Origin of the sequence: Saccharothrix sp. CB00851 (genome assembly GCF_001905065.1) — a bacterium.
GTDB lineage: Bacteria > Actinomycetota > Actinomycetes > Mycobacteriales > Pseudonocardiaceae > Actinosynnema.
Genome location: NZ_LWLC01000031.1, coordinates 82,334 through 100,346, shown reverse-complemented (window position 1 = coordinate 100,346; position 18,013 = coordinate 82,334). Strand labels below are relative to the sequence as shown.

15 protein-coding genes are annotated in these 18,013 nt (G+C 70.7%); 10 read left to right on the top strand and 5 right to left on the bottom strand.

All coding sequences use genetic code 11. The features are described from left to right. Window positions 1-331 precede the first annotated feature (331 nt). Both A6A25_RS27885 and A6A25_RS27880 read right to left on the bottom strand, forming a co-directional pair. Entirely contained in the window at window positions 332-2,692 is a 2,361-nt protein-coding gene (locus A6A25_RS27885; protein WP_073895151.1) for a glycoside hydrolase family 3 C-terminal domain-containing protein, read from the bottom strand. Window positions 2,693-2,831: 139 nt separating this feature from the next. Continuing rightward, on the bottom strand, window positions 2,832-4,058 hold the full coding sequence (locus tag A6A25_RS27880) for an ROK family transcriptional regulator (protein WP_073895149.1): 1,227 nt from the start codon (window positions 4,056-4,058) through the stop codon (window positions 2,832-2,834). Window positions 4,059-4,244: 186 nt separating this feature from the next. Here A6A25_RS27880 and A6A25_RS27875 point away from each other — a divergent pair, with 186 nt between their 5' ends. Genes A6A25_RS27875 through A6A25_RS27850 form a run of 6 tightly spaced genes read left to right on the top strand, consistent with a single transcriptional unit; the run spans window position 4,245 to window position 11,422 of the window. After that, window positions 4,245-5,903 (top strand): ABC transporter substrate-binding protein, encoded by a 1,659-nt coding sequence (locus A6A25_RS27875; RefSeq protein WP_073895147.1) that lies wholly within the window; start codon window positions 4,245-4,247, stop codon window positions 5,901-5,903. Beyond that, the gene (locus tag A6A25_RS46925) at window positions 5,900-7,000 is read left to right on the top strand and encodes an ABC transporter ATP-binding protein (RefSeq protein WP_073895145.1); all 1,101 of its coding nucleotides are present in this window, start codon (window positions 5,900-5,902) and stop codon (window positions 6,998-7,000) included. The genes A6A25_RS27875 and A6A25_RS46925 overlap by 4 nt, the downstream gene beginning before the upstream one ends. Then, a complete protein-coding gene (locus A6A25_RS27865; RefSeq protein WP_073895142.1) occupies window positions 6,997-7,977 on the top strand; it encodes an ABC transporter permease in 981 nt (326 codons plus the stop codon). Before A6A25_RS46925 ends, A6A25_RS27865 begins: the two co-directional genes overlap by 4 nt. Before the next feature lie 3 nt (window positions 7,978-7,980). Further along, complete coding sequence (locus tag A6A25_RS27860; RefSeq protein ID WP_073895140.1) at window positions 7,981-8,973, top strand: ABC transporter permease; 993 nt, start codon at window positions 7,981-7,983, stop codon at window positions 8,971-8,973. Beyond that, window positions 8,970-9,980, top strand: a complete 1,011-nt coding sequence (locus A6A25_RS27855; protein ID WP_073895138.1) for an ABC transporter ATP-binding protein — start codon at window positions 8,970-8,972, stop codon at window positions 9,978-9,980. Before A6A25_RS27860 ends, A6A25_RS27855 begins: the two co-directional genes overlap by 4 nt. Window positions 9,981-10,021: 41 nt before the next feature. Next, window positions 10,022-11,422, top strand: a complete 1,401-nt coding sequence (locus A6A25_RS27850) for a GH1 family beta-glucosidase (RefSeq protein ID WP_073895136.1) — start codon at window positions 10,022-10,024, stop codon at window positions 11,420-11,422. A 140-nt stretch (window positions 11,423-11,562) separates the two neighbouring features. On the opposite strand, the gene A6A25_RS27845 is transcribed toward A6A25_RS27850, so the two are convergent. Next, window positions 11,563-13,680, bottom strand: a complete 2,118-nt coding sequence (locus tag A6A25_RS27845) for a discoidin domain-containing protein (protein ID WP_073895134.1) — start codon at window positions 13,678-13,680, stop codon at window positions 11,563-11,565. Between the two features lie 179 nt (window positions 13,681-13,859). Between A6A25_RS27845 and A6A25_RS27840 the strand changes: the two genes are divergently transcribed. Then, complete coding sequence (locus A6A25_RS27840; protein ID WP_073895132.1) at window positions 13,860-14,378, top strand: hypothetical protein; 519 nt, start codon at window positions 13,860-13,862, stop codon at window positions 14,376-14,378. Between the two features lies 1 nt (window position 14,379). On the opposite strand, the gene A6A25_RS27835 is transcribed toward A6A25_RS27840, so the two are convergent. Next, window positions 14,380-14,943, bottom strand: a complete 564-nt coding sequence (locus A6A25_RS27835) for a DinB family protein (RefSeq protein ID WP_073895130.1) — start codon at window positions 14,941-14,943, stop codon at window positions 14,380-14,382. A gap of 113 nt (window positions 14,944-15,056) precedes the next feature. Between A6A25_RS27835 and A6A25_RS27830 the strand changes: the two genes are divergently transcribed. The 3 genes from A6A25_RS27830 (at window position 15,057) to A6A25_RS27820 (ending at window position 16,846) form a co-directional block, all read left to right on the top strand. Next, window positions 15,057-15,809 carry a DUF427 domain-containing protein gene (locus A6A25_RS27830; RefSeq protein WP_073895128.1) on the top strand — a complete coding sequence of 251 codons (753 nt, stop codon included), beginning with the start codon at window positions 15,057-15,059 and terminating at the stop codon, window positions 15,807-15,809. 71 nt (window positions 15,810-15,880) lie between these two features. After that, the gene (locus tag A6A25_RS27825; RefSeq protein ID WP_073895126.1) at window positions 15,881-16,483 is read left to right on the top strand and encodes a uracil-DNA glycosylase; all 603 of its coding nucleotides are present in this window, start codon (window positions 15,881-15,883) and stop codon (window positions 16,481-16,483) included. Window positions 16,484-16,588: 105 nt separating this feature from the next. Continuing rightward, window positions 16,589-16,846 carry a hypothetical protein gene (locus A6A25_RS27820; protein WP_073895124.1) on the top strand — a complete coding sequence of 86 codons (258 nt, stop codon included), beginning with the start codon at window positions 16,589-16,591 and terminating at the stop codon, window positions 16,844-16,846. A 28-nt stretch (window positions 16,847-16,874) separates the two neighbouring features. Here A6A25_RS27820 and A6A25_RS27815 read toward each other — a convergent pair whose 3' ends face one another. After that, window positions 16,875-17,939: an ATP-dependent DNA ligase gene (locus A6A25_RS27815; RefSeq protein WP_198932888.1), complete on the bottom strand. Its 1,065-nt coding sequence runs from the start codon at window positions 17,937-17,939 to the stop codon at window positions 16,875-16,877. Window positions 17,940-18,013: the final 74 nt, after the last annotated feature.

Below are 18,013 nucleotides of genomic sequence, written 5' to 3'. Positions count from 1 at the left end.
CAACCCCGAGGTTAAAGATCAAGCTTACGGGCACTCCAGGCAGGCCAAAGCCGGGCAGGCCTGGCGGATAAAGCGCCCGCCAAGCCTGCCCGGCTTCGACCAGCCTAAAGCACCCTAACCCCATGTAAAATCGGGCCTCTGCGGGTTGGCTGCGGGTCCGTTGTGGCCGCGTTTGAGGGCCTCTGCGGGTTGGTTGCGGTCCGATGGGGTGTCGTTCGTTTGGGTGATAGATGCAACCTTTGACAACCTAAATCGCATTTCTCACGTTAGCCGGAGAAAACGGCCGGCCGGCGGCGGGGAGGCGTGGGCGGGTGTGGTTGGGGGTGGTGGGTCAATGCTGGATGGTCAGTGGTGTGTTGGCGGATGAGGGGCCGATCAGCAGGGTGAAGCGGCCGGGTTCGGTGGTCCAGCCGTCGGTCGTCCAGTGCTGGTAGGCCCGGGCGGGCACGGTGATGTCGATGGTTGTGGTTCGGCCCGGTTCGGCGGTTGCGACGGCCCAGGCGGCGAGCCAGCGTTCGGGGCGTTCGACGGCGCTGTCCGGTCGGGTCACGTAGACCTGCACGACCTCGCGGCCGGGGCGGTCGCCGGTGTTGCGCAGGCGGACGCGGACGCCGGATGCGGTGGTGGTGGCGTCCTCGTAGGTCCAGGTCGTGTAGCCGAGGCCGTGGCCGAACCAGTAGGCCGGGTGGGTGGTGGAGCGGTGCCACGCCCGGTAGCCGAGGTGGAGGCCCTCGTCGTAGCGCAGGATGCCGTGGTCGGGTACGACGTTCGACACGGGTAGGTCGTGTTGGGTCGCCGGCCAGGTGGTGGGTAGGCGGCCGCCGGGTTCGCGCCGGCCGAAGAGGACGTCGGCCAGGCCGTGGCCGGCCTCCTGGCCCGGGAACCAGGTGAGCAGGACGGCGGACACCTCGTCGCGCCACGGCAGCTCGACGGGGCCGCCGGAGTTGACCACGACGACCGTGCGGTCGTTCACGGCGCGGACCGCGCGCACCAGTTCGTCCTGGCGTCCCGGCAGGGCCAGGGACGTGCGGTCGAAGCCCTCGCTCTCGATCTCGTCGGTGGTGCCGACCACGACCACGGCGACGTCGCTCGTGCGGGCGAGTTCGACGGCGTGGGCGAGTTCGTCGGCGCCGCTCAGGCGGGGTGGGTCGGCGGCGAGGACGGTCGCGATGCCGGTGTGGGTGCGCAGTTCGCGGCGGGCCACGAGGTCGACGGTGGTGCCCGCGGTGAGGTGCGCTGTGGCCTGTCGGTACGGCGGGGTCAGGTGGATGACGGCCGGGTCGTCGGTGTCCAGGGGGACGTCGGAGTCCACCAGGCGTTCGCCGGCGACGTCGAGGGTGAGGCGGCCGAAGCCGGCGACGGAGAGGGTCCACTCGCCGGTCACGTCCACCGTGAGCCTGCCGTGGACCTCGACCGTGTGCGCGCCCTCGACCAGGGGCACCTCCAGGATGCGGCCGAGGAAGCGGTGTTCGGTGGTCAGTTCGGTGCCGTCGGCGTCGAGCAGGCGGACCAGCACGCCGGGCTCGTCGTGGTGCGGGTGCCGGGCGTTGGCGGTGGTCAGGGGAGAGGGGCGGTTCTGCAGTCGGACGCCGGGGGTGTGCACGACGTCGGCGACCTCCTCGATGCCGTCCAGGAACGACACGACCGACTCGGGGTAGACCCCCGCGCTGCCACCGCCCTGGATGCGGGCGGTGGCGGCGTTGGGACCGAGGACGGCGACCTTCACGCCGGGGGACAGCGGAAGGGTGCCGTCGTTGCGCAGGAGCACGGTGCTCGCCGCGACCGCCTCGCGCAGCAGGTCGTGCGGCGCGGTGACCTCGGGTTTCAGGGGTGTCGCGCCGTTGAGCGCGCCGACCCGGGACGCCAGTCGGAGGAGACGTTCGAGCTTGCGGTCCAGGGCGCTCTCGGGCACCTCGCCGTTCTCGACGGCGGCGACCAGGTCGTTCCACGGGCTCTCCGGGCCGGGCATGGCGAGGTCCTGGGCGGCGTTCGCGGACGGTGCGGTGGAGCGGACCGCGCCCCAGTCGGAGACGACCAGGCCGTCGAAGCCCCAGGCGCCCTTGAGCGGCTCGGCGAGCAGCGGGCTTTCCGACATGGTGGTGCCGTTGACGCCGTTGTAGGCCGACATCACCACCCACACGCCCGCCTCGACCGCCGCCTCGAACGGGACCAGGTAGACCTCGTGCAGCGTCCGTTCGTCCACGTCGGCGTCGAGCGTCATGCGTTCGGTCTCGGAGTCGTTGGCCACGTAGTGCTTGGCGGTGGCCGCGACGCCGCCGCTCTGCACGCCGGTGATGTAGGCGGCGCCGATGCGCGCGGTGAGCACGGGGTCTTCGGAGTAGCACTCGAAGTGCCGCCCGGCGAACGGCGACCGGTGCAGGTTGAGCGTGGGTGCGAGCAGCACGTCGACGTCCTTGCGGCGCGCCTCGGACGCCAGCAGCACGCCGAGCCGTCGCACCAGGTCGACGTCCCAGGTGGCGGCGAGCGCGGTGGAGGAGGGGAGCGCCAGGGACGTGCTGCGTTCGTCCCAGCCCTGGCCGCGCACCCCGATCGGCCCGTCCGACACGACGATCGACCGCAGTCCGATGTCCGGCTCGTCGTGCGTCCGCCAGACGGTGGCCCCGGTCAGCAGCCGCACCTTGCGCGCCACGTCCAACTTGCCGACCAGCAGGTCGAAATCGGGCTCGTCCACGCCACCACCCCTTGCCTCGGAGAGCGCTCTCCCGACCAGCGTCGGCCCATCCGACCCGCCCTGTCAACCACTCCGAGTGTTCAACTCACCCGTTCTGAACGTTGGACTCTCGCGTTCTGGAGGTAGGACACGCGGGTGGTCAGGCGATGTCGGCGCGGGTGGCCGGTTTGCGGGGGTCGGCGGCGCGGTCCAGCAGGGCGGCGACGGGGAGGGTGGCGGCGCCCACGGCGACGGCGTCCGGGCCCAGGCGGCCCAGTTCGATCGAGATCTGCTCGTACGGGTGCCGCAGGGCGTGGGCGCGGGTCGCGGCGACGATCCGGTCCAGCTGGTGCGCGCCCAGCGCGAGGCCCGCCCAGCCGCCGAGCACGATCCGCTCCGGGTTGAACAGGTTCACCAGGTTCGCGATGCCCGCGCCCAGGTAGCCGGCGGTCTCCTCCAGCACGCGGGCGGCGGTCTTCGAGCGGGGTGCGGCGTCGATCAGCGCGGCCACCGTCGACTGCTCGTCACCGCCGGGCAGCTCACGCCCGCGAGCCTTGCGGTACCGGTCGAGGATGCCCTCGGCGCCCACGTACGCCTCCAGGCACCCGAGCGCACCGCAGCGGCACGGCCGACCGCCGTACACGATGGTCGTGTGCCCCCACTCGCCCGCCGAGCTGGTCGCACCCCGGTACACGCCACCGTCGGTCACGACCGCCGCGCCGACGCCGGACCCGATGAGGGCTATCACCACGTGCCGCGCGCCACGCCCGGCGCCGAACCACATCTCGGCCTGGCCCTGCGTCTTGGCCCCGTTCTCCACGTACAACGGCCACGCGGACTCCGACGCCGCCGCGACCAGCTCCTCCAGCCGCACGCCGGCCCACCCGATGGTCGGCGCGTGCACGACCGCGGTGGCGCCTTGTTCGACCGTCCCCGGAACGCCGATCCCGACGCCGAGCACGGTCGACGCGGAAACCCCGGCCGAAGCCACCACGTCGCGCACCGCCGAAGCGATCAACGACGCCACCGCGGCGGGCGACGACGGCGACAGCGCGTGGTCGAACGCGGCCAACTGGGTCAACGTCAGGTCGAACAGCTCGACCTTGATCCCGGTCTCGCCCACGTCCACCCCGACGACGTGCCCGAACGCGGGGTTGACGCGCAGCAGCACCCGCGGCCGGCCGCCGTCCGAGTCGACCGAGCCCGCCTCGACCACGAGCCCGTCGTCGACCAGCTCGCCGGTCACGTTCGACACCGTCGCCGCCGACAGCCCGGACAGCCGGGACAGCTCGTACCTGCTCAAAGGCCCGTCGAAGAACAGCGTCGACAGCAGCGTCGACCGGTTCTGCCGACGCAGGTCGCGGACGGTGGTGCGCTTCGGAGCCACGGCACGGACCTTAGTTTGCGACTTAAAATTAGACTAAGTTTGTAACCTGTTCGTTATTGACGTGACTTGTCTCACCGGGGTTGAGTCTGCAGCGACACGAGGACGCGTCCAGCGTCCCAGCCGCGATGGCACCCGCGGCCCGCACTCACGAGCGCTCGCCCCTCCCCAGCCCGACAAGGAGAACCCATGCGACTCAGGCGAACGTCCGCCCTCGCCGTCGCGGCAGCCCTGCTGTTCTCGGCCGCCTGTTCGACCTCGAACCCCGGTGCGAACAGCACGAACCAAGGCGTGCTCAACGTGGGCATGCCGAACGGTCCGCAGACCGAGAACAACAACCCGTTCCTCAACACGTCCGCGGCCAGCTCGCTCGGCTACCGCCGGCTGATCTTCGAGCCGCTGGCGATGGTGAACGAGACCAAGCCCGCGGAGAAGCCCAAGCCGTGGCTGGCCACGGACTGGACGTGGTCGGAGAACTACCACAAGTTGAGCCTGACCATCCGCGACGGCGCGACGTGGTCCGACGGCAAGCCGCTGACCGCCGAGGACGTGGCGTTCACCTTCGAGCTGCTGAAGAAGAACCCCGGCCTGAACGTCGACTCCGTCCCCTACGACACGATCTCCGCCTCCGGCAACAAGGTCGACGTCGGCTTCCCCAAGTCGCAGTTCGTCAACCAGAAGAAGATCCTCGAGCAGCTGATCGTGCCCAAGCACATCTGGTCGACGATCGCCGAGCCGAGCACGGACACGGTCAAGACCCCGGTCGGCAGCGGCCCGTACACGCTGAAGTCGTTCACGCCGCAGACCGTCACGCTGACCGTGCGCGACTCGTACTGGCAGGAGCTGCCGAAGGTCAAGGAGGTCCGCTACACCTCCTACAGCGACAACAACGCGCAGACCACCGCCCTGGCGACCGGCGCGGCCGAGTGGAGCTTCGTGTTCATCCCGAACTACGAGGCCGTCTACACCTCCAAGGACCCCGAGCACTACAAGCTCTACTTCCCGCCGGTGCTCGGCATCCACGGCCTGTGGTTCAACACCAAGGTCAAGCCGTGGGACAACCCGGCCCTGCGCCGCGCGGTCAACATGGTGATCAACCGCGACGACATCTTCATGCAGGGTGAGGCCGGGTACTTCTACCCCAAGGTCGACAACATCACCGGCATCCCGACCCCCGCCGGCGACTCCTACATCGCGCCCGAGTTCAAGGACAAGATCGTCACGGTCGACGTCGAGGCCGCGAAGAAGGAGCTGACCGGCGCCGGCTTCACCTTCGAGGGCGACAAGCTGAAGGACCCGGCGGGCCAGCCCGTCACGCTGAAGATGACCGTGCCGTCCGGCTGGTCGGACTACGTGACGAACCTGGAGATCATCAAGGACAACGTCTCCAAGATCGGCATCGAGGCGACGGTCGACCTGCCGAACGCCGACGCGTGGAGCAAGGCGCTCGACGTCGGCGACTTCCAGGCCGCGCTGCACTGGACCAACAACGGTCCGACGCCGTACGACATCTACGAGAACATCATGAACGGCGCGCTGTTCAAGCCGATCGGCGAGGGCGGCATCAACGGCAACTACGGCCGTTACGAGAACCCCGAGGCGACCGCGCTGCTCAACGAGTACGCCAACGCCGCCGACGACACCACCCGCAACGCGGCCCTGCACAAGCTCCAGCAGATCTTCGTGCGGGACATGCCGGTCGCCATCACCTCCGCGGCCAACGCGGGCGGCCAGTACAGCACCAAGAACTGGGAGGGCTGGCCGGACGAGTCCAACCAGTACGCGCCGCTGCAGCCCACGCTGGAGAACGCGCTCGACGTCGTCCTGCACCTGAAGCCGGCCGCATGACGACGAGCACCGCACCGTCGGCCTCCGGGACCACTGACGTGGTCCTGGAGGCCGATGGCCTGACCAAGCACTTCCCGGTCCGCAAACGCGGGCGTGAGCTGCTGTCGAAGACCACGCGCTCGGTGCGCGCGGTCGAGGACGTGACGCTCCGGCTGCACCGCGGCCGGGTCACCGCGCTGGTCGGCGAGTCCGGTTCGGGCAAGTCGACGGTGGCCCGGTTGCTGGCGCAGCTCTACCCCCAGACCGCCGGTGCGATCCGCTTGCACGGCGAGCCGGTCAAGACCAAGGGTGGCAAGCGCTTCCGGGCGTACAGCAAGCGGGTCCAGATGATCTTCCAGGACCCGTTCGCGTCGCTGAACCCCGTGCACACGGTGCGCTACCACCTGACCCGCGCGTTGAGGATCCACGGCAACGCGGGCAAGACGCCGCGGGAGCTGGAAGAGGCGCTGGCCCACCTGCTCACCCGGGTGCAGCTCACCCCGCCCGAGCGGTACGTGGACAAGTTCCCGCACGAGCTGTCCGGCGGCCAGCGCCAGCGCGTGGCCATCGCCCGCGCCCTGGGCGCCGACCCCGAGGTGCTGCTGGCCGACGAACCGGTGTCCATGTTGGACGTCTCCATCCGGCTCGGCGTGCTGAACCTGCTGCGCGACCTCAAGGAACGCCTGCACCTGGCGATCCTCTACATCACCCACGACATCGCGTCGGCCCGCTACTTCGCCGACGAGACGTTCGTGATGTACGCCGGGCGCGTGGTCGAGGGCGGCGACAGCGAGACCGTCACCCAGCGGCCCGCGCACCCGTACACCCAGCTGCTGATCGACTCCGCGCCGGACCCCGACCGGCCCGCCGTGCAGGAGAAGGACGGCGGCACGGGCGAGCCGCCGTCGCTGATCAACCCGCCGCAGGGCTGCCGCTTCAACCCGCGCTGCCCGCACGCGATGAAGGTCTGCGCCGAGAAGGTGCCGCCGCGGTTCGCCATCGGCGACGGTGAGGGCCACTTCGCCGCCTGCTGGCTGTACGGTGACGACCTGGCCGAAAGCGACAAGGTCAAGCTGCGCGTCGCCGAGGTGCGGCACGGCGGCGAGGTGGTGTTGTGAGCTACCTCCTGAAGCGGATCGCGTTCTACGTGTTCACCGCGTGGGCCGCGATCACCATCAACTTCTTCATCCCGCGCGCCATCCCCGGCGACCCGGTGCAGGCGCTGATCACCCGGTCCCGCGGCCAGATGACCACCGAGGCCGTGCAGTCGCTGTACGTGCTGTTCGGGCTGGACAAGGACGCGAGCCTGGCCGAGCAGTACTTCACCTACCTCGGCCAGCTGCTGCGCGGCGACCTCGGCCTGTCGTTCACCTACTTCCCGTCACCGGTGTCGCAGGTGCTCGGCGACGGCCTGCCGTGGACGCTGGGCCTGGTCGGCATCACCACCGTGCTCGGCTTCCTGATCGGCACCGCGCTGGGCACGGGCATCGGGTGGCGGCGCGGTTCGTGGGCCGACGCGCTGATCCCGGTGACCACGTTCGTGTCGTCCATCCCGTACTTCTGGCTCGGCCTGATCGCGATCGCGCTGCTCACCGGCCCGGACAGCTTCTTCCCCGCCTCCGGCGCCTACGACAACGGCCTGGTGCCCAACCCGGACCTGGAGTTCATCGGCAGCGTGGTGCAGCACGGCATCCTGCCCGCGTTCACCATCCTGGTCTCCTCGATGGCGGGCTGGATCCTGTCCATGCGCAACATGATGGTCACGGTGGCCTCCGAGGACTACGTGACCGTCGCGCACGCCAAGGGCCTGCCCGACCGCCGGGTGATGGTCGGGTACGCGGCGCGCAACGCGCTGCTGCCCAACGTCTCCGGCTTCGCGCTGTCGCTCGGCTTCATCGTCGGCGGCACGCTGCTGGTCGAGATCGTGTTCTCCTACCCGGGCCTGGGCCTGCAGCTGTTCCAGGCCGTCGGCGCCAAGGACTACCCGCTCATGCAGGGCATCTTCCTGATCATCACGCTGTCCGTGCTGCTGGCGAACTTCCTCGCCGACGTGGCCTACCTCGCGCTCGACCCGCGCACCCGACGGGAGGGCTGAGCCATGACCGTGGTCCCCACCACCGGAACGGCCACCCCGGTCGCGGCGCCGGCGAAGCGCCGCAGGCTGCGGTTCGTGGCCAACCCCAAGGCCACCACCGGCCTGGTGATCCTGGGCTTCTTCGCCCTGGTCGCGATCATCGGGCCGTGGATCGCGCCCTACGACCCGTCGGGGCGCAGCAACGACCTGCTCCAGGGCCCGTCGGCCGCGCACTGGTTCGGCACCACCCACCTGGGCCAGGACATCTTCAGCCAGGTCGTGGTCGGCACGCGCAGCGTCATCCTCGTCGGGTTCATCGCGGGCATCGTGGCGACGATCCTGTCGGTGCTGGTCGGCGTCACGTCCGGCTACCTCGGCGGCGCGGGCAGCGAGCTGCTCTCCGCGCTGTCCAACGTGTTCCTGGTGCTCCCGGCGCTCCCGCTGATGATCATCATCACCTCGACGCTGCCGGAGACGAGCACGATCACCATCGCGCTGGTCATCGGCTTCACGTCGTGGGCCTGGGGTGCGCGCGTGCTGCGGGCGCAAACGCTGTCGCTGCGCGGGCGCGACTACGTCGAGGCCGCGCGCGCCACCGGCGAGAAGACGTGGCGGATCATCCTGTTCGAGATCCTGCCCAACCTCACCGCGGTCATCGCCTCCGGCTTCGTCGGCACGGTCATCTTCGCGGTCACCCTGGAGATCACGCTGGCGTTCATCGGCATCGGCGCGGGCGGCGACTGGAACTGGGGCACCGTCCTGTACTGGGCGCAGAGCCAGCAGGCCCTCGCGCAGGGCGCGTGGTGGTGGTTCGTGCCCGCCGGCCTGGCCATCGCGCTCCTGGGTACCGCGCTGTCGCTGGTGAACTTCGGCATCGACGAGTTCGTCAGCCCGCGGCTGCGCGGCGGCGGCAAGACCAACGTCAAGACCGCCGACGGCCACACCGTGCGGATGCGCGTCGGCTTCACGCCGGTGCTCGCGACGAAGGCCGGGCCCGAGGGAAGGGAGACGCCGTGACCGACGCGGTGCTGGAGATCCGCGGCCTGAACGTGGACTACGGCCTGGGCGAGGACGCGGTGCACGCCATCCGCGACGTCGACCTCACCCTGCACCGGGGCGAGGTCCTCGGCCTGGCGGGCGAGAGCGGCAGCGGCAAGTCCACCCTGGCCTACGGCCTGACCAGGCTCCTCCCGCCGCCGGGCGTGATCACCGGCGGCGAGGTGCTCTACCACCCGGACGGCGGCGACCCGGTCGACGTGCTCCGGATGGACCACGCCGCGCTGCGGAAGTTCCGCTGGGCGGAGACCGCGATCGTGTTCCAGGGCGCGATGAACTCGCTCAACCCGGTGCACCGGATCTCCACCCAGCTCACCGACGTGATCAAGGCGCACGACCCGGGCAGCACCGCCGCGTCCCGCCTGGCCCGTGCCCGCGAGCTGCTGCACCTGGTCGGCATCTCCGCCGACCGGCTGGAGAGCTACCCGCACCAGCTGTCCGGCGGCATGCGGCAGCGCGTGATGATCGGCATGGCGCTGGCGCTGGAGCCGAAGGTCGTCATCATGGACGAGCCGACCACCGCGCTGGACGTGGTGGTGCAGCGGCAGATCCTGCGCCAGCTCGTCGAACTGCGGGAACGGCTCGGGTTCTCGGTCGTGTTCATCACCCACGACCTGTCCCTGCTGGTCGAGTTCTCCGACCGGATCGCGATCATGTACGGCGGCCGGATCGTGGAGGAGGCCGGCTCCGCCGCGCTCTACCGCGACCCGCTGCACCCCTACAGCCACGGCCTGCTCAACTCGTTCCCCGCGCTGCGCGGACCGAAGCGGGAGCTGACCGGCATCCCCGGCTCACCGCCGGACCTGCGCGGCATGCCGCCCGGCTGCGCGTTCCACCCACGTTGTCCGCACGCAATGGAGCGCTGCGGTGTGGAGGTCCCGGTGCTCGGAGTTCCCTCACAACACGAGGCTCCTGCCGACCGCACCGTGGCCTGCTGGCTGCACCCCGTTCACGACAACGGGTTCTGACCCCGTTCACGACAACGGGTTCCGACCTCCGAGGGAGATCCATGGACACCACGGCGCCGACCGTCGGGCTCGACCCCGCGATCGACACCCTGCCCGCCTCGTTCCGCTGGGGCGTGGCGACCTCCGCGTACCAGATCGAGGGGGCGTACGACGAGGACGGTCGCGGACCGTCCATCTGGGACACCTACTGCCGGACGCCCGGCATGGTGCACAACGACGACAACGGCGACGTCGCGTGCGACCACTACCACCGCATGCCCGAGGACGTCGCGCTGATCGGCTCCCTCGGCGTGGACACCTACCGGTTCTCCGTCGCCTGGCCGCGCGTGCAGCCCGGCGGCCGGGGCCCGGTGAACGCACCCGGCCTGGCGTTCTACGACCGGCTGGTGGACGAGCTGCTGGGCAAGGGCATCACCCCGTGGGTCACGCTCTACCACTGGGACCTGCCGCAGGAGCTGGAGGACGCGGGCGGCTGGCCGGCGCGCGACACCGCCTACCGGTTCGCCGACTACTCGATGCTGGTGTTCGACGCGCTGTCGGACCGGGTGCGCCACTGGACCACGCTCAACGAACCGTGGTGCTCGGCGATGCTCGGCTACTACGAGGGCCGCCAGGCGCCCGGCAGGCAGGACTTCGAGGCGGCCATCCACGCCGTGCACCACCTGCTGCTCGGCCACGGCCTGGCGACGCAGCGGATGCGCGAGGCGGCCACCGAGCCGATGGAGTTCGGCATCACGCTGAACATGAGCCACGCCCGCCCCGCCACCGACAGCGAGGCCGACCACGACGCGGCCCGCCGCGCGGACGGCCTGTCCCGGCGGATCTACCTCGACCCGCTGGTGCGCGGCCACTACCCGGCCGACGTGGTGGACGACCTGGCCGCGCGCGGGGTGAAGATCCCCGAGGAGCCGGGCGACCTGGAGATCATCAAGCAGCCGATCGACGTGCTGGGCGTGAACTACTACTCCAGCTCGAAGTTCTCCGGCGTGGACGAGGCGGGCAACACCGAGGACGCCGACGGCGTGCCGGTGTGCCGGGAGGTCCGCTACGGCCGCCCGGTGACCGCGATGGACTGGGAGATCGTGCCCGAGGGCTTCACCAACCTGCTCGTGCAGATCGGCGAGGAGTACCCGGGCGTGCCGATGGTCATCACGGAGAACGGCGCCGCGTTCGACGACAAGGCCGACGAGAGCGGGTTCGTGCAGGACGACGACCGCACCGCGTACCTGGAGTCGCACATCGCGGCCGTGGCCAAGGCCCGCACGGCGGGCGCGGACGTGCGCGGGTACTTCGCGTGGTCCCTGATGGACAACTTCGAGTGGTCCTACGGCTACGACAAGCGGTTCGGCCTGGTGCACGTGGACTACGACACGCAGGTCCGCACGCCGAAGAGCAGCGCGCTGTGGTACCGCGACACGATCCAGCGCGTTCGCGGCAGCTGACGGAACGAACCAGGGGCGTGCCGCGGCCGGTCCGCGGCACGCCCCTCGACCGCGCGTCGTCACCGCAGTGGCCGCGCTCGGTGGCGCGACGGCCGAAGAGCCGGGGAGAGGTCGTCCCCCCGGCCCTTCGGTGTTCGGCGTCAGCGCCGGTAGACGCCGAACTCGTAGAGCGAGTAACCCCAGCCGGTGCCGCGTTGCGTGGCGTGCAGCCGCACGTACCGGCCGGTGGCCGTGACGTCGATCGAGTCCACGCCACCGTTGCCGGTCGTGGTGCCGTACACCGGGCGCCAGGTCGTGCCGTCGTCGGACACCTGGACCTCGTACGCCCGGCCGTACGCGCCCTCCCACACCAGCTGCACGTGCTGGAACGCGGTCACCGCGCCCAGGTCCACCCGCAGCCACTGCGGGTCGGACCAGTCGGTGGCCCAGCGGGAGCCCGCGTCGCCGTCCACGGCGTTCGACGGCGGGAACGGCGCGCCGTCACCCACCTGCTGGTAGGACGACGCGGTGACGGGCTTGTGCGACGCCACGTTGGTGCCCGCGGGCTGCGGCGCGACCACCCGCACCGACTTGGTCTCGATGCCGATGTTGCCCCGGCCGTCCTCGGCCATCACGTACACCTTCCACACGCCGAGCCGGTCGGGTGCGGTGACGGACAGCCGGTTGCCGTCGACCCGCACGGGCGCGCCCGCCAGACCGCCGCTGTTGTCGATGTACTTGCTGTTGAACGCCGCCGACCAGGTGATCGGGTCGCCGTTCGGGTCGCTCACGGCCACGTCGACGTCCAGCCGCGCGCCCGCCGCGACAGTGGTGGGCAGGTTCATGGCGGTGATCACCGGCGGGGTGTTGGCCGGCGTCGCGCCGCCGAACGCCCGTTGCACCGAGTAGAACGACAGCCGCTTCTTGCCCGCCGGGGTCAGGTTGAACCACACCGCGCCGAAGTCGTACTCCGTGCCGTAGTGGAACAACGTGCCGCCGAACGACACGCCGGTGTGCCCGGTGATGCACTCCCACGCCCGCGTGTAACCGTCCCGCTTCTGCACGTCGGTCGGCTCGCTCGGCACGCCGTTGACGTCGTTCGGCACCTCCCACTCACCGGCCGGACCGGCTTCGGTGAGCAGGTACGGCTTGGTGTAGCCGCCGTTGATCCAGTCCTGCCGGACCTGGCACACGTTGCCGTAGGAGTTCACCGAGTAGACGTCGAGGTCGGGGGCGTGCGCCTTGAGGTAGACCCAGGCGCCGGTCCACGCGTCGGTGTTCGTGACGGGGTGGTTGGTGTCGATGGCGTGGATGGCGCGGGCGGCCTCGTTGACGTACTTGGCGTACGCGACGCGCTGGTTCTCCAGCTCCGTGCCGGAGTAGCAGTTCTGCAGGCCGAGGATGGACTCGTTGCCGACGTTCCACATGAGCACACCGGGGTGGTCCTTGTAGGCGGTCACCCACTGGCGGATCGTGTTCAGCATGTCGTTCTTGTAGGTGGTGTCGGTGACGTAGTTGACGCAGCCGCCGGAACCGGGTCCGCCGCCGGGCTGCAGCCAGAAGCCGGTCATCACCTTGATGCCGTTGGCCGCCGCCGCGTCCAGCAGGGGCTTGGTGGTGCCGTCGGTGCCCCAGGTGCGCAAGGTGTTGACGCCCATGGACTTCAGCTCCGGCATGTACCGGGCCGCGTCGGCGGCCGGCGGCCCCCACGTCAGGCCCTTCACCGTCCACGGCTGACCGTCCACCATGAGCTGCCAGTTGCCCTGCGAGCCGGTGACGTGCACGCCCGTGCCGGGCGGGGGAGTGGTGCCCCGGGTGCCGTAGACGCGGAACTCCCACAGCGAGTAGCCGTAGCCGTTGGCGCGCTGGGTGCCGTACACGCGGACGTACCGGCCCGAGCCGGTGACGTCGAAGCCCTGCCTGCCGCCCGTGCCCGCGGTCGTGGTGTGGACGGTGGTCCAGGCGTTGCCGTCGGCGGAGACCTGGAGCTGGAACGAGGTGGCGTAGGCGGCTTCCCAGTCGAGCTCGACGCGGCTGAGGGTCGAGGTGGCGCCGAGGTCGACCCGCAGCCACTGCGGGTCGCTCCACGCGCTGGCCCAGCGGGTGCCCGCGTTGCCGTCCACGGCGGCGGACGCGGGCATGCCGGGTCCTTCGGTCGAGGACGCCGTGGCCGGTTTGCCCTGGGAGAGCAGCACGGGCGCGGCGTTCGCCGTGCCCGGGACCACTGCGAGTCCCAAGAGCAGCGCGAACACCGTGCTGGCGGATCGGAGGCGGTACATGGCGTCTCCTGCCGGATCGTCGGGTCAAGGTGCGGGAGAGCGCTCTCTCAACCCGGCTCGAAGTGTTGCGAACCGACTACGGATCTGTCAATGAGCCCGGTGTTGACACCCGGGCGGCCCAACCGGCACCCTCGGTCGGGAGAGCGCTCTCCCAGCCGCCTGTCGGCAGGAGGACAACGATGTCCCGAAAACTCCGTTTCCCGGTCCTGGCCGTTCTGCTGGTGCTGGCGGCCTGCTCGTCCCCGCCGTCCACTCCGCCGACGTCGTCCGCGCCACCGTCACCGTTCAACGGCACGGACACGGCGTGGATCCAGCTGATGATCCCGATGAACGAACAGCTGCTGCCCGCCCTGGCCCTCGCGCCGCCCGAACTGGCGCCGTTCGCGGCGGAGCTGAAGGCGTCACACGAACAGGAGTTGGTGAGGCTCAAGCGGTTGCGCGACCGTGCCGGGCTGTCGGACGAGAACGTGCACGCGGGCCACCAGATGCCGGGCCTGGTGTCGGAGGCGGACCTGGCGGGCCTGCGCCTGGACCCGTCCGGCCTGCCCGCGAAGCTGCGCGAGCACCTGGCGCAGGGCGCGTTGCTGGCGCGCGGTGAGCAGGACAGCGGCGCGGACCAGGAGACCCGCGACCTGGCCGCGTCCATCGCGACGGCCCGTGCCGAGCAGACGTCCCGGCTCGGGGCGGTGTCGCCTTAGATCAGGTCGTCGCGGCCTTGGCGGCGCGCTCGATCGTCGCGCGCCGCTGCGCCCAGAAGGCGGCGTCCCTGCCCTGCTGCGCGGCTTCGGGCCCGTCCAGCCCCTCACGGAGGATGTCGGCGTGACCGGCGTGCCGGTTGGTCTCGGTGAGCACGTGCACCAGGACGTTGAACAGCGTCACGGCGGGCCGCGGCCACCACGGCACGTGGCCGGGTGCGTCGAGCGCGAGCGCCTCGATCGTCGCGTCGGCGTGCTCCCGGACGCGTCGGTACCGGTCGAGGACCTCGGCACGGGTCTCGTGCTCGGTCGCCCACATGTCGGTGCCGCGCGCGGACAGGTCGTCCCACCGGGGCAGGGGTTCGGGGAACGGCCGGTCGAAGACCTCGCCGAAGTAGCGGGACTCCGAGAGGGTCAGGTGCTTGACCAGGCCGAGCAGGTTGGTGCCGGTGGTGGTCAACGGGCGGCGGAGGTCGTACTCGGGTAACCCGTCCAGCTTCGAGAGCAGCGACTCGCGCACCCAGCGCAGGTCGTCGTGCAGGTACGTCTTCGCGTGGGCGTCGATCACGTGGATCGAGCGTGCCAGTTCGCCGGGAAGGGCTCAACCCCAAGGACTACTGGGCAACAGCGGAGAAGGGCGGCGGCTGCCCGCGGGCCCCGCTCGGGCGTAGTTTCGACATCATGAGTGCTGCGGAACGCGGACGGGTGCGGGTGGAGACCGGGACCAAGCGGGTTCGGGCCTACTTGGCGGGTGAGCTGGTCGTGGACACCACGCGGCCGGCGTTGGTGTGGGAGAAGCCGTACTACCCCACGTACTACTTCCCGGCGGAGGACGTGCGGGCGACTTTGGTGCCCACCGGTGAGGTGAAGCGGTCGCCCAGCCGGGGCAACGGGCAGGTGTTCGACGTGAAGACCGGCGCGGCCACGGCGGCGGGCGCGGGGCTGCGGTACCCCGACTCGCCGCTTCCGGCGTTGCACGACCTGGTCCGGCTGGACTGGGACGCGATGGACGAGTGGTTCGAGGAGGACGAGCCGGTCTACGTGCACCCGCGCGACCCGTACACGAGGATCGACGCGCTGCAGAGCAGCAGGCACATCCGGGTGGAGGTCGGCGGCGTCGAGGTGGCGAACTCGCACCGCCCGGTGATCCTGTTCGAGACCGGCCTGCCCGCCCGCTACTACCTGCCGCTGACCGACGTCCGGCAGGACCTCCTGCGGCCGACGGACCTGCGCACGAGCTGCCCTTACAAGGGCACCGCCGAGTACTGGTCGGTGGTGATCGGCGACGAGACCCACGAGAACGTCGTCTGGGGCTACCGCACGCCGCTGCCGGAGAGCAGGCAGGTCGCGGGCCTGGTCGCGTTCTACAACGAGAAGGTCGACACTTACGTCGACGGCGTCCTGGAGGACAAGCCCCGCAGCCACGTGAGTTAGTGCCGCGGCCCCGCGGTGCCGCCCGGACGGCGGATGGTAGTGCCTGATCAAGGCGGGAACGCTAGCCAACCATGGACGTCTTCCCCTCCACCCCGAGGGCACACCGCAACCCCGTGGTCGTCGCACGGAAGAAGGCCCTGCTCAAAGCTCCCCACGTGGCGAAGCTGACGGAGTTCGCCGAGCGCATCGCCACCGAGCGCAAGGTCGACGTGCCGATGTTCGACCCGGCGAGCGGCGGCGTGAACTCGAAGGTCTTGCTGCTGCTGGAGTCGCCCGGGCCCGCCTCGGCGGGCTCGGGCCTCAACTCCCCGGACAACGACGACCCGACCGCCGCCAACGTGTTCGCCGCGATGGCGGAGGCGGACCTGTCGCGGCGGGTGAGCCTGAGCTGGAACGTGGTGCCCTGGTACCTGTCCAGCCGCGAGCCGACGCCCGCTGACTTGCGCGCGGCCGTGCCGTACCTGGTGGAGCTGCTGCGGATGCTGACCGCGCTCAAGGCGGTCGTGGTGCTGGGCAGGCCGGCGGGCACCGGCTGGACGCTGTCCGGCCGCGGCCACAAGCTGAAGGTGTTCAACGCGCCCCACCCGTCGCCGCTGTCGATCAACCGGGACCGGGCGGGCCGGTGGCCGCAGCTCGTGGACGCGTGCCGGCAGGCCGCCAAGGCGGCCGACTGACGCTCGGAATCGGTACACCCGGATTCCCCGCGGGTGCGTGTCGATTCCGGGGAGGTCCGCTTCGTCGTACGGGTAGAGACACCCGACGCACGGAGGGAGACCGTCATGGACACCACCGCCATCACCGCCATCACCCCGAGGGACCGGGCGGTGCTGCGCGCCGTCGCGGCGGGCCGGTGCGAGTACGCCGCGGGCACGTTGCTGGTCGACGGCCTCCGCTGCTGCGACCAGTTCGTCGGCCCCCGGCTGGCCCGGGCGGGCCTGATCGCGGCGCGACCGGGACCGGCCCGGCTGACCGACGACGGCCGGGCGCTGCTCGCCGCCGACGCCCACGACGCCCGCGCGCTGCCGGCCGCCGCGTGATGCCCTGGCTCAGCCCGAGACCACGTGCTCAGCCGCGCTCGGGCAGCCCGAAGATGTCCATCAGCTCCGCCGGCGCGACCTCTTCGAGCTGGGCGTACGTGCACGACTCGGGCGAGCGGTCCGGCCGGAACCGGACCAGCCTGCTCGTGTGCCGGAACCGCCGTGACTGCAGGTGCTCGTAGCGCACCTCGGCGACCAGTTCCGGCCGGACCGGCTCCCAGGTCAGCGTCTTGGTCGGCGCCCACCGGCTCTGCGCGCCCGGCGTGGCCGCGTCGATCGCGGCCCACTCCGCCCACGGGTGGTCCACCAGCGCGTCCTCCCGGAACGGCGCCAGCTCCGCCAGCAGTTCACGGCGACGTGCGGCGGTGAAGCTGCTCGCCACGCCCACGTGGTGCAGCGCGCCCGCGTCGTCGAACAGCCCCAGCAGCAGCGACCCCACGCCCTCGCCGTCCTTGTGCGGCCGGTACCCGGCGACCACGCAGTCCGCCGTGCGCTCGTGCTTGACCTTCCACATCACCCGCTTGTCCTGCTCGTACGGCAGGTCCGTGCGCTTGGCCACCACACCGTCGAACCCGGCGCCCTCGAACCGGGTGAACCAGTCCTCGGCCTGGTCCGGGTCGTCCGTCGCGGGCGTCAGGTACAGGCCAGGCACGTCGGACAGCACCTGTTCCAGCAGCCGGCGGCGTTCGCCGAACGGCGTCGAGGTCAGGTCCCGGTCGTCGAGCGCGAGCAGGTCGAACGCGACGAACCCGGCCGGGGTGTCCACGGCGAGCTTGCGCACCCTCGACGCGGCCGGGTGCAGCCGCAGTTGCAGCAGGTCGAAGCTCAACCCCTCGGGCGTGACGATGACGATCTCGCCGTCCACCACGCAGCGCGGCGGCAGCCCGGACCGCAGCACCTCGACCACCTCGGGGAAGTACCTGGTCAACGGCCGGTCGTTGCGGGAACCGAGCTCCAGTTCGGCGCCGTCGCGGAACACGACGCACCGGAACCCGTCCCACTTCGGCTCGTAGACGAGCCCTGGCTCGCGCGGCACCGAGTGCACGGCCTTGGCCAGCATCGGCCGCACGGGTGGCATCACGGGGAGGTCCACGCCGCCGAGCGTAGGTCGGCGGCACGGATTTCACCGTGGATCGGAATCGAGGACCGAATCTGTCCGCATTGGCT

Excerpts from the sequence above, each read along its gene's own strand:
- A6A25_RS27840 (WP_073895132.1), top strand. The coding sequence starts at position 13,860 with ATGTCCCGAAAACTCCGTTTCCCGGTCCTGGCCGTTCTGCTGGTGCTG.
- A6A25_RS46925 (WP_073895145.1), top strand. The coding sequence starts at position 5,900 with ATGACGACGAGCACCGCACCGTCGGCCTCCGGGACCACTGACGTGGTC.
- A6A25_RS27830 (WP_073895128.1), top strand. The coding sequence starts at position 15,057 with ATGAGTGCTGCGGAACGCGGACGGGTGCGGGTGGAGACCGGGACCAAG.
- A6A25_RS27860 (WP_073895140.1), top strand. The coding sequence starts at position 7,981 with ATGACCGTGGTCCCCACCACCGGAACGGCCACCCCGGTCGCGGCGCCG.
- A6A25_RS27845 (WP_073895134.1), bottom strand. The coding sequence starts at position 13,680 with ATGTACCGCCTCCGATCCGCCAGCACGGTGTTCGCGCTGCTCTTGGGA.
- A6A25_RS27850 (WP_073895136.1), top strand. The coding sequence starts at position 10,022 with ATGGACACCACGGCGCCGACCGTCGGGCTCGACCCCGCGATCGACACC.
- A6A25_RS27875 (WP_073895147.1), top strand. The coding sequence starts at position 4,245 with ATGCGACTCAGGCGAACGTCCGCCCTCGCCGTCGCGGCAGCCCTGCTG.
- A6A25_RS27825 (WP_073895126.1), top strand. The coding sequence starts at position 15,881 with ATGGACGTCTTCCCCTCCACCCCGAGGGCACACCGCAACCCCGTGGTC.
- A6A25_RS27820 (WP_073895124.1), top strand. The coding sequence starts at position 16,589 with ATGGACACCACCGCCATCACCGCCATCACCCCGAGGGACCGGGCGGTG.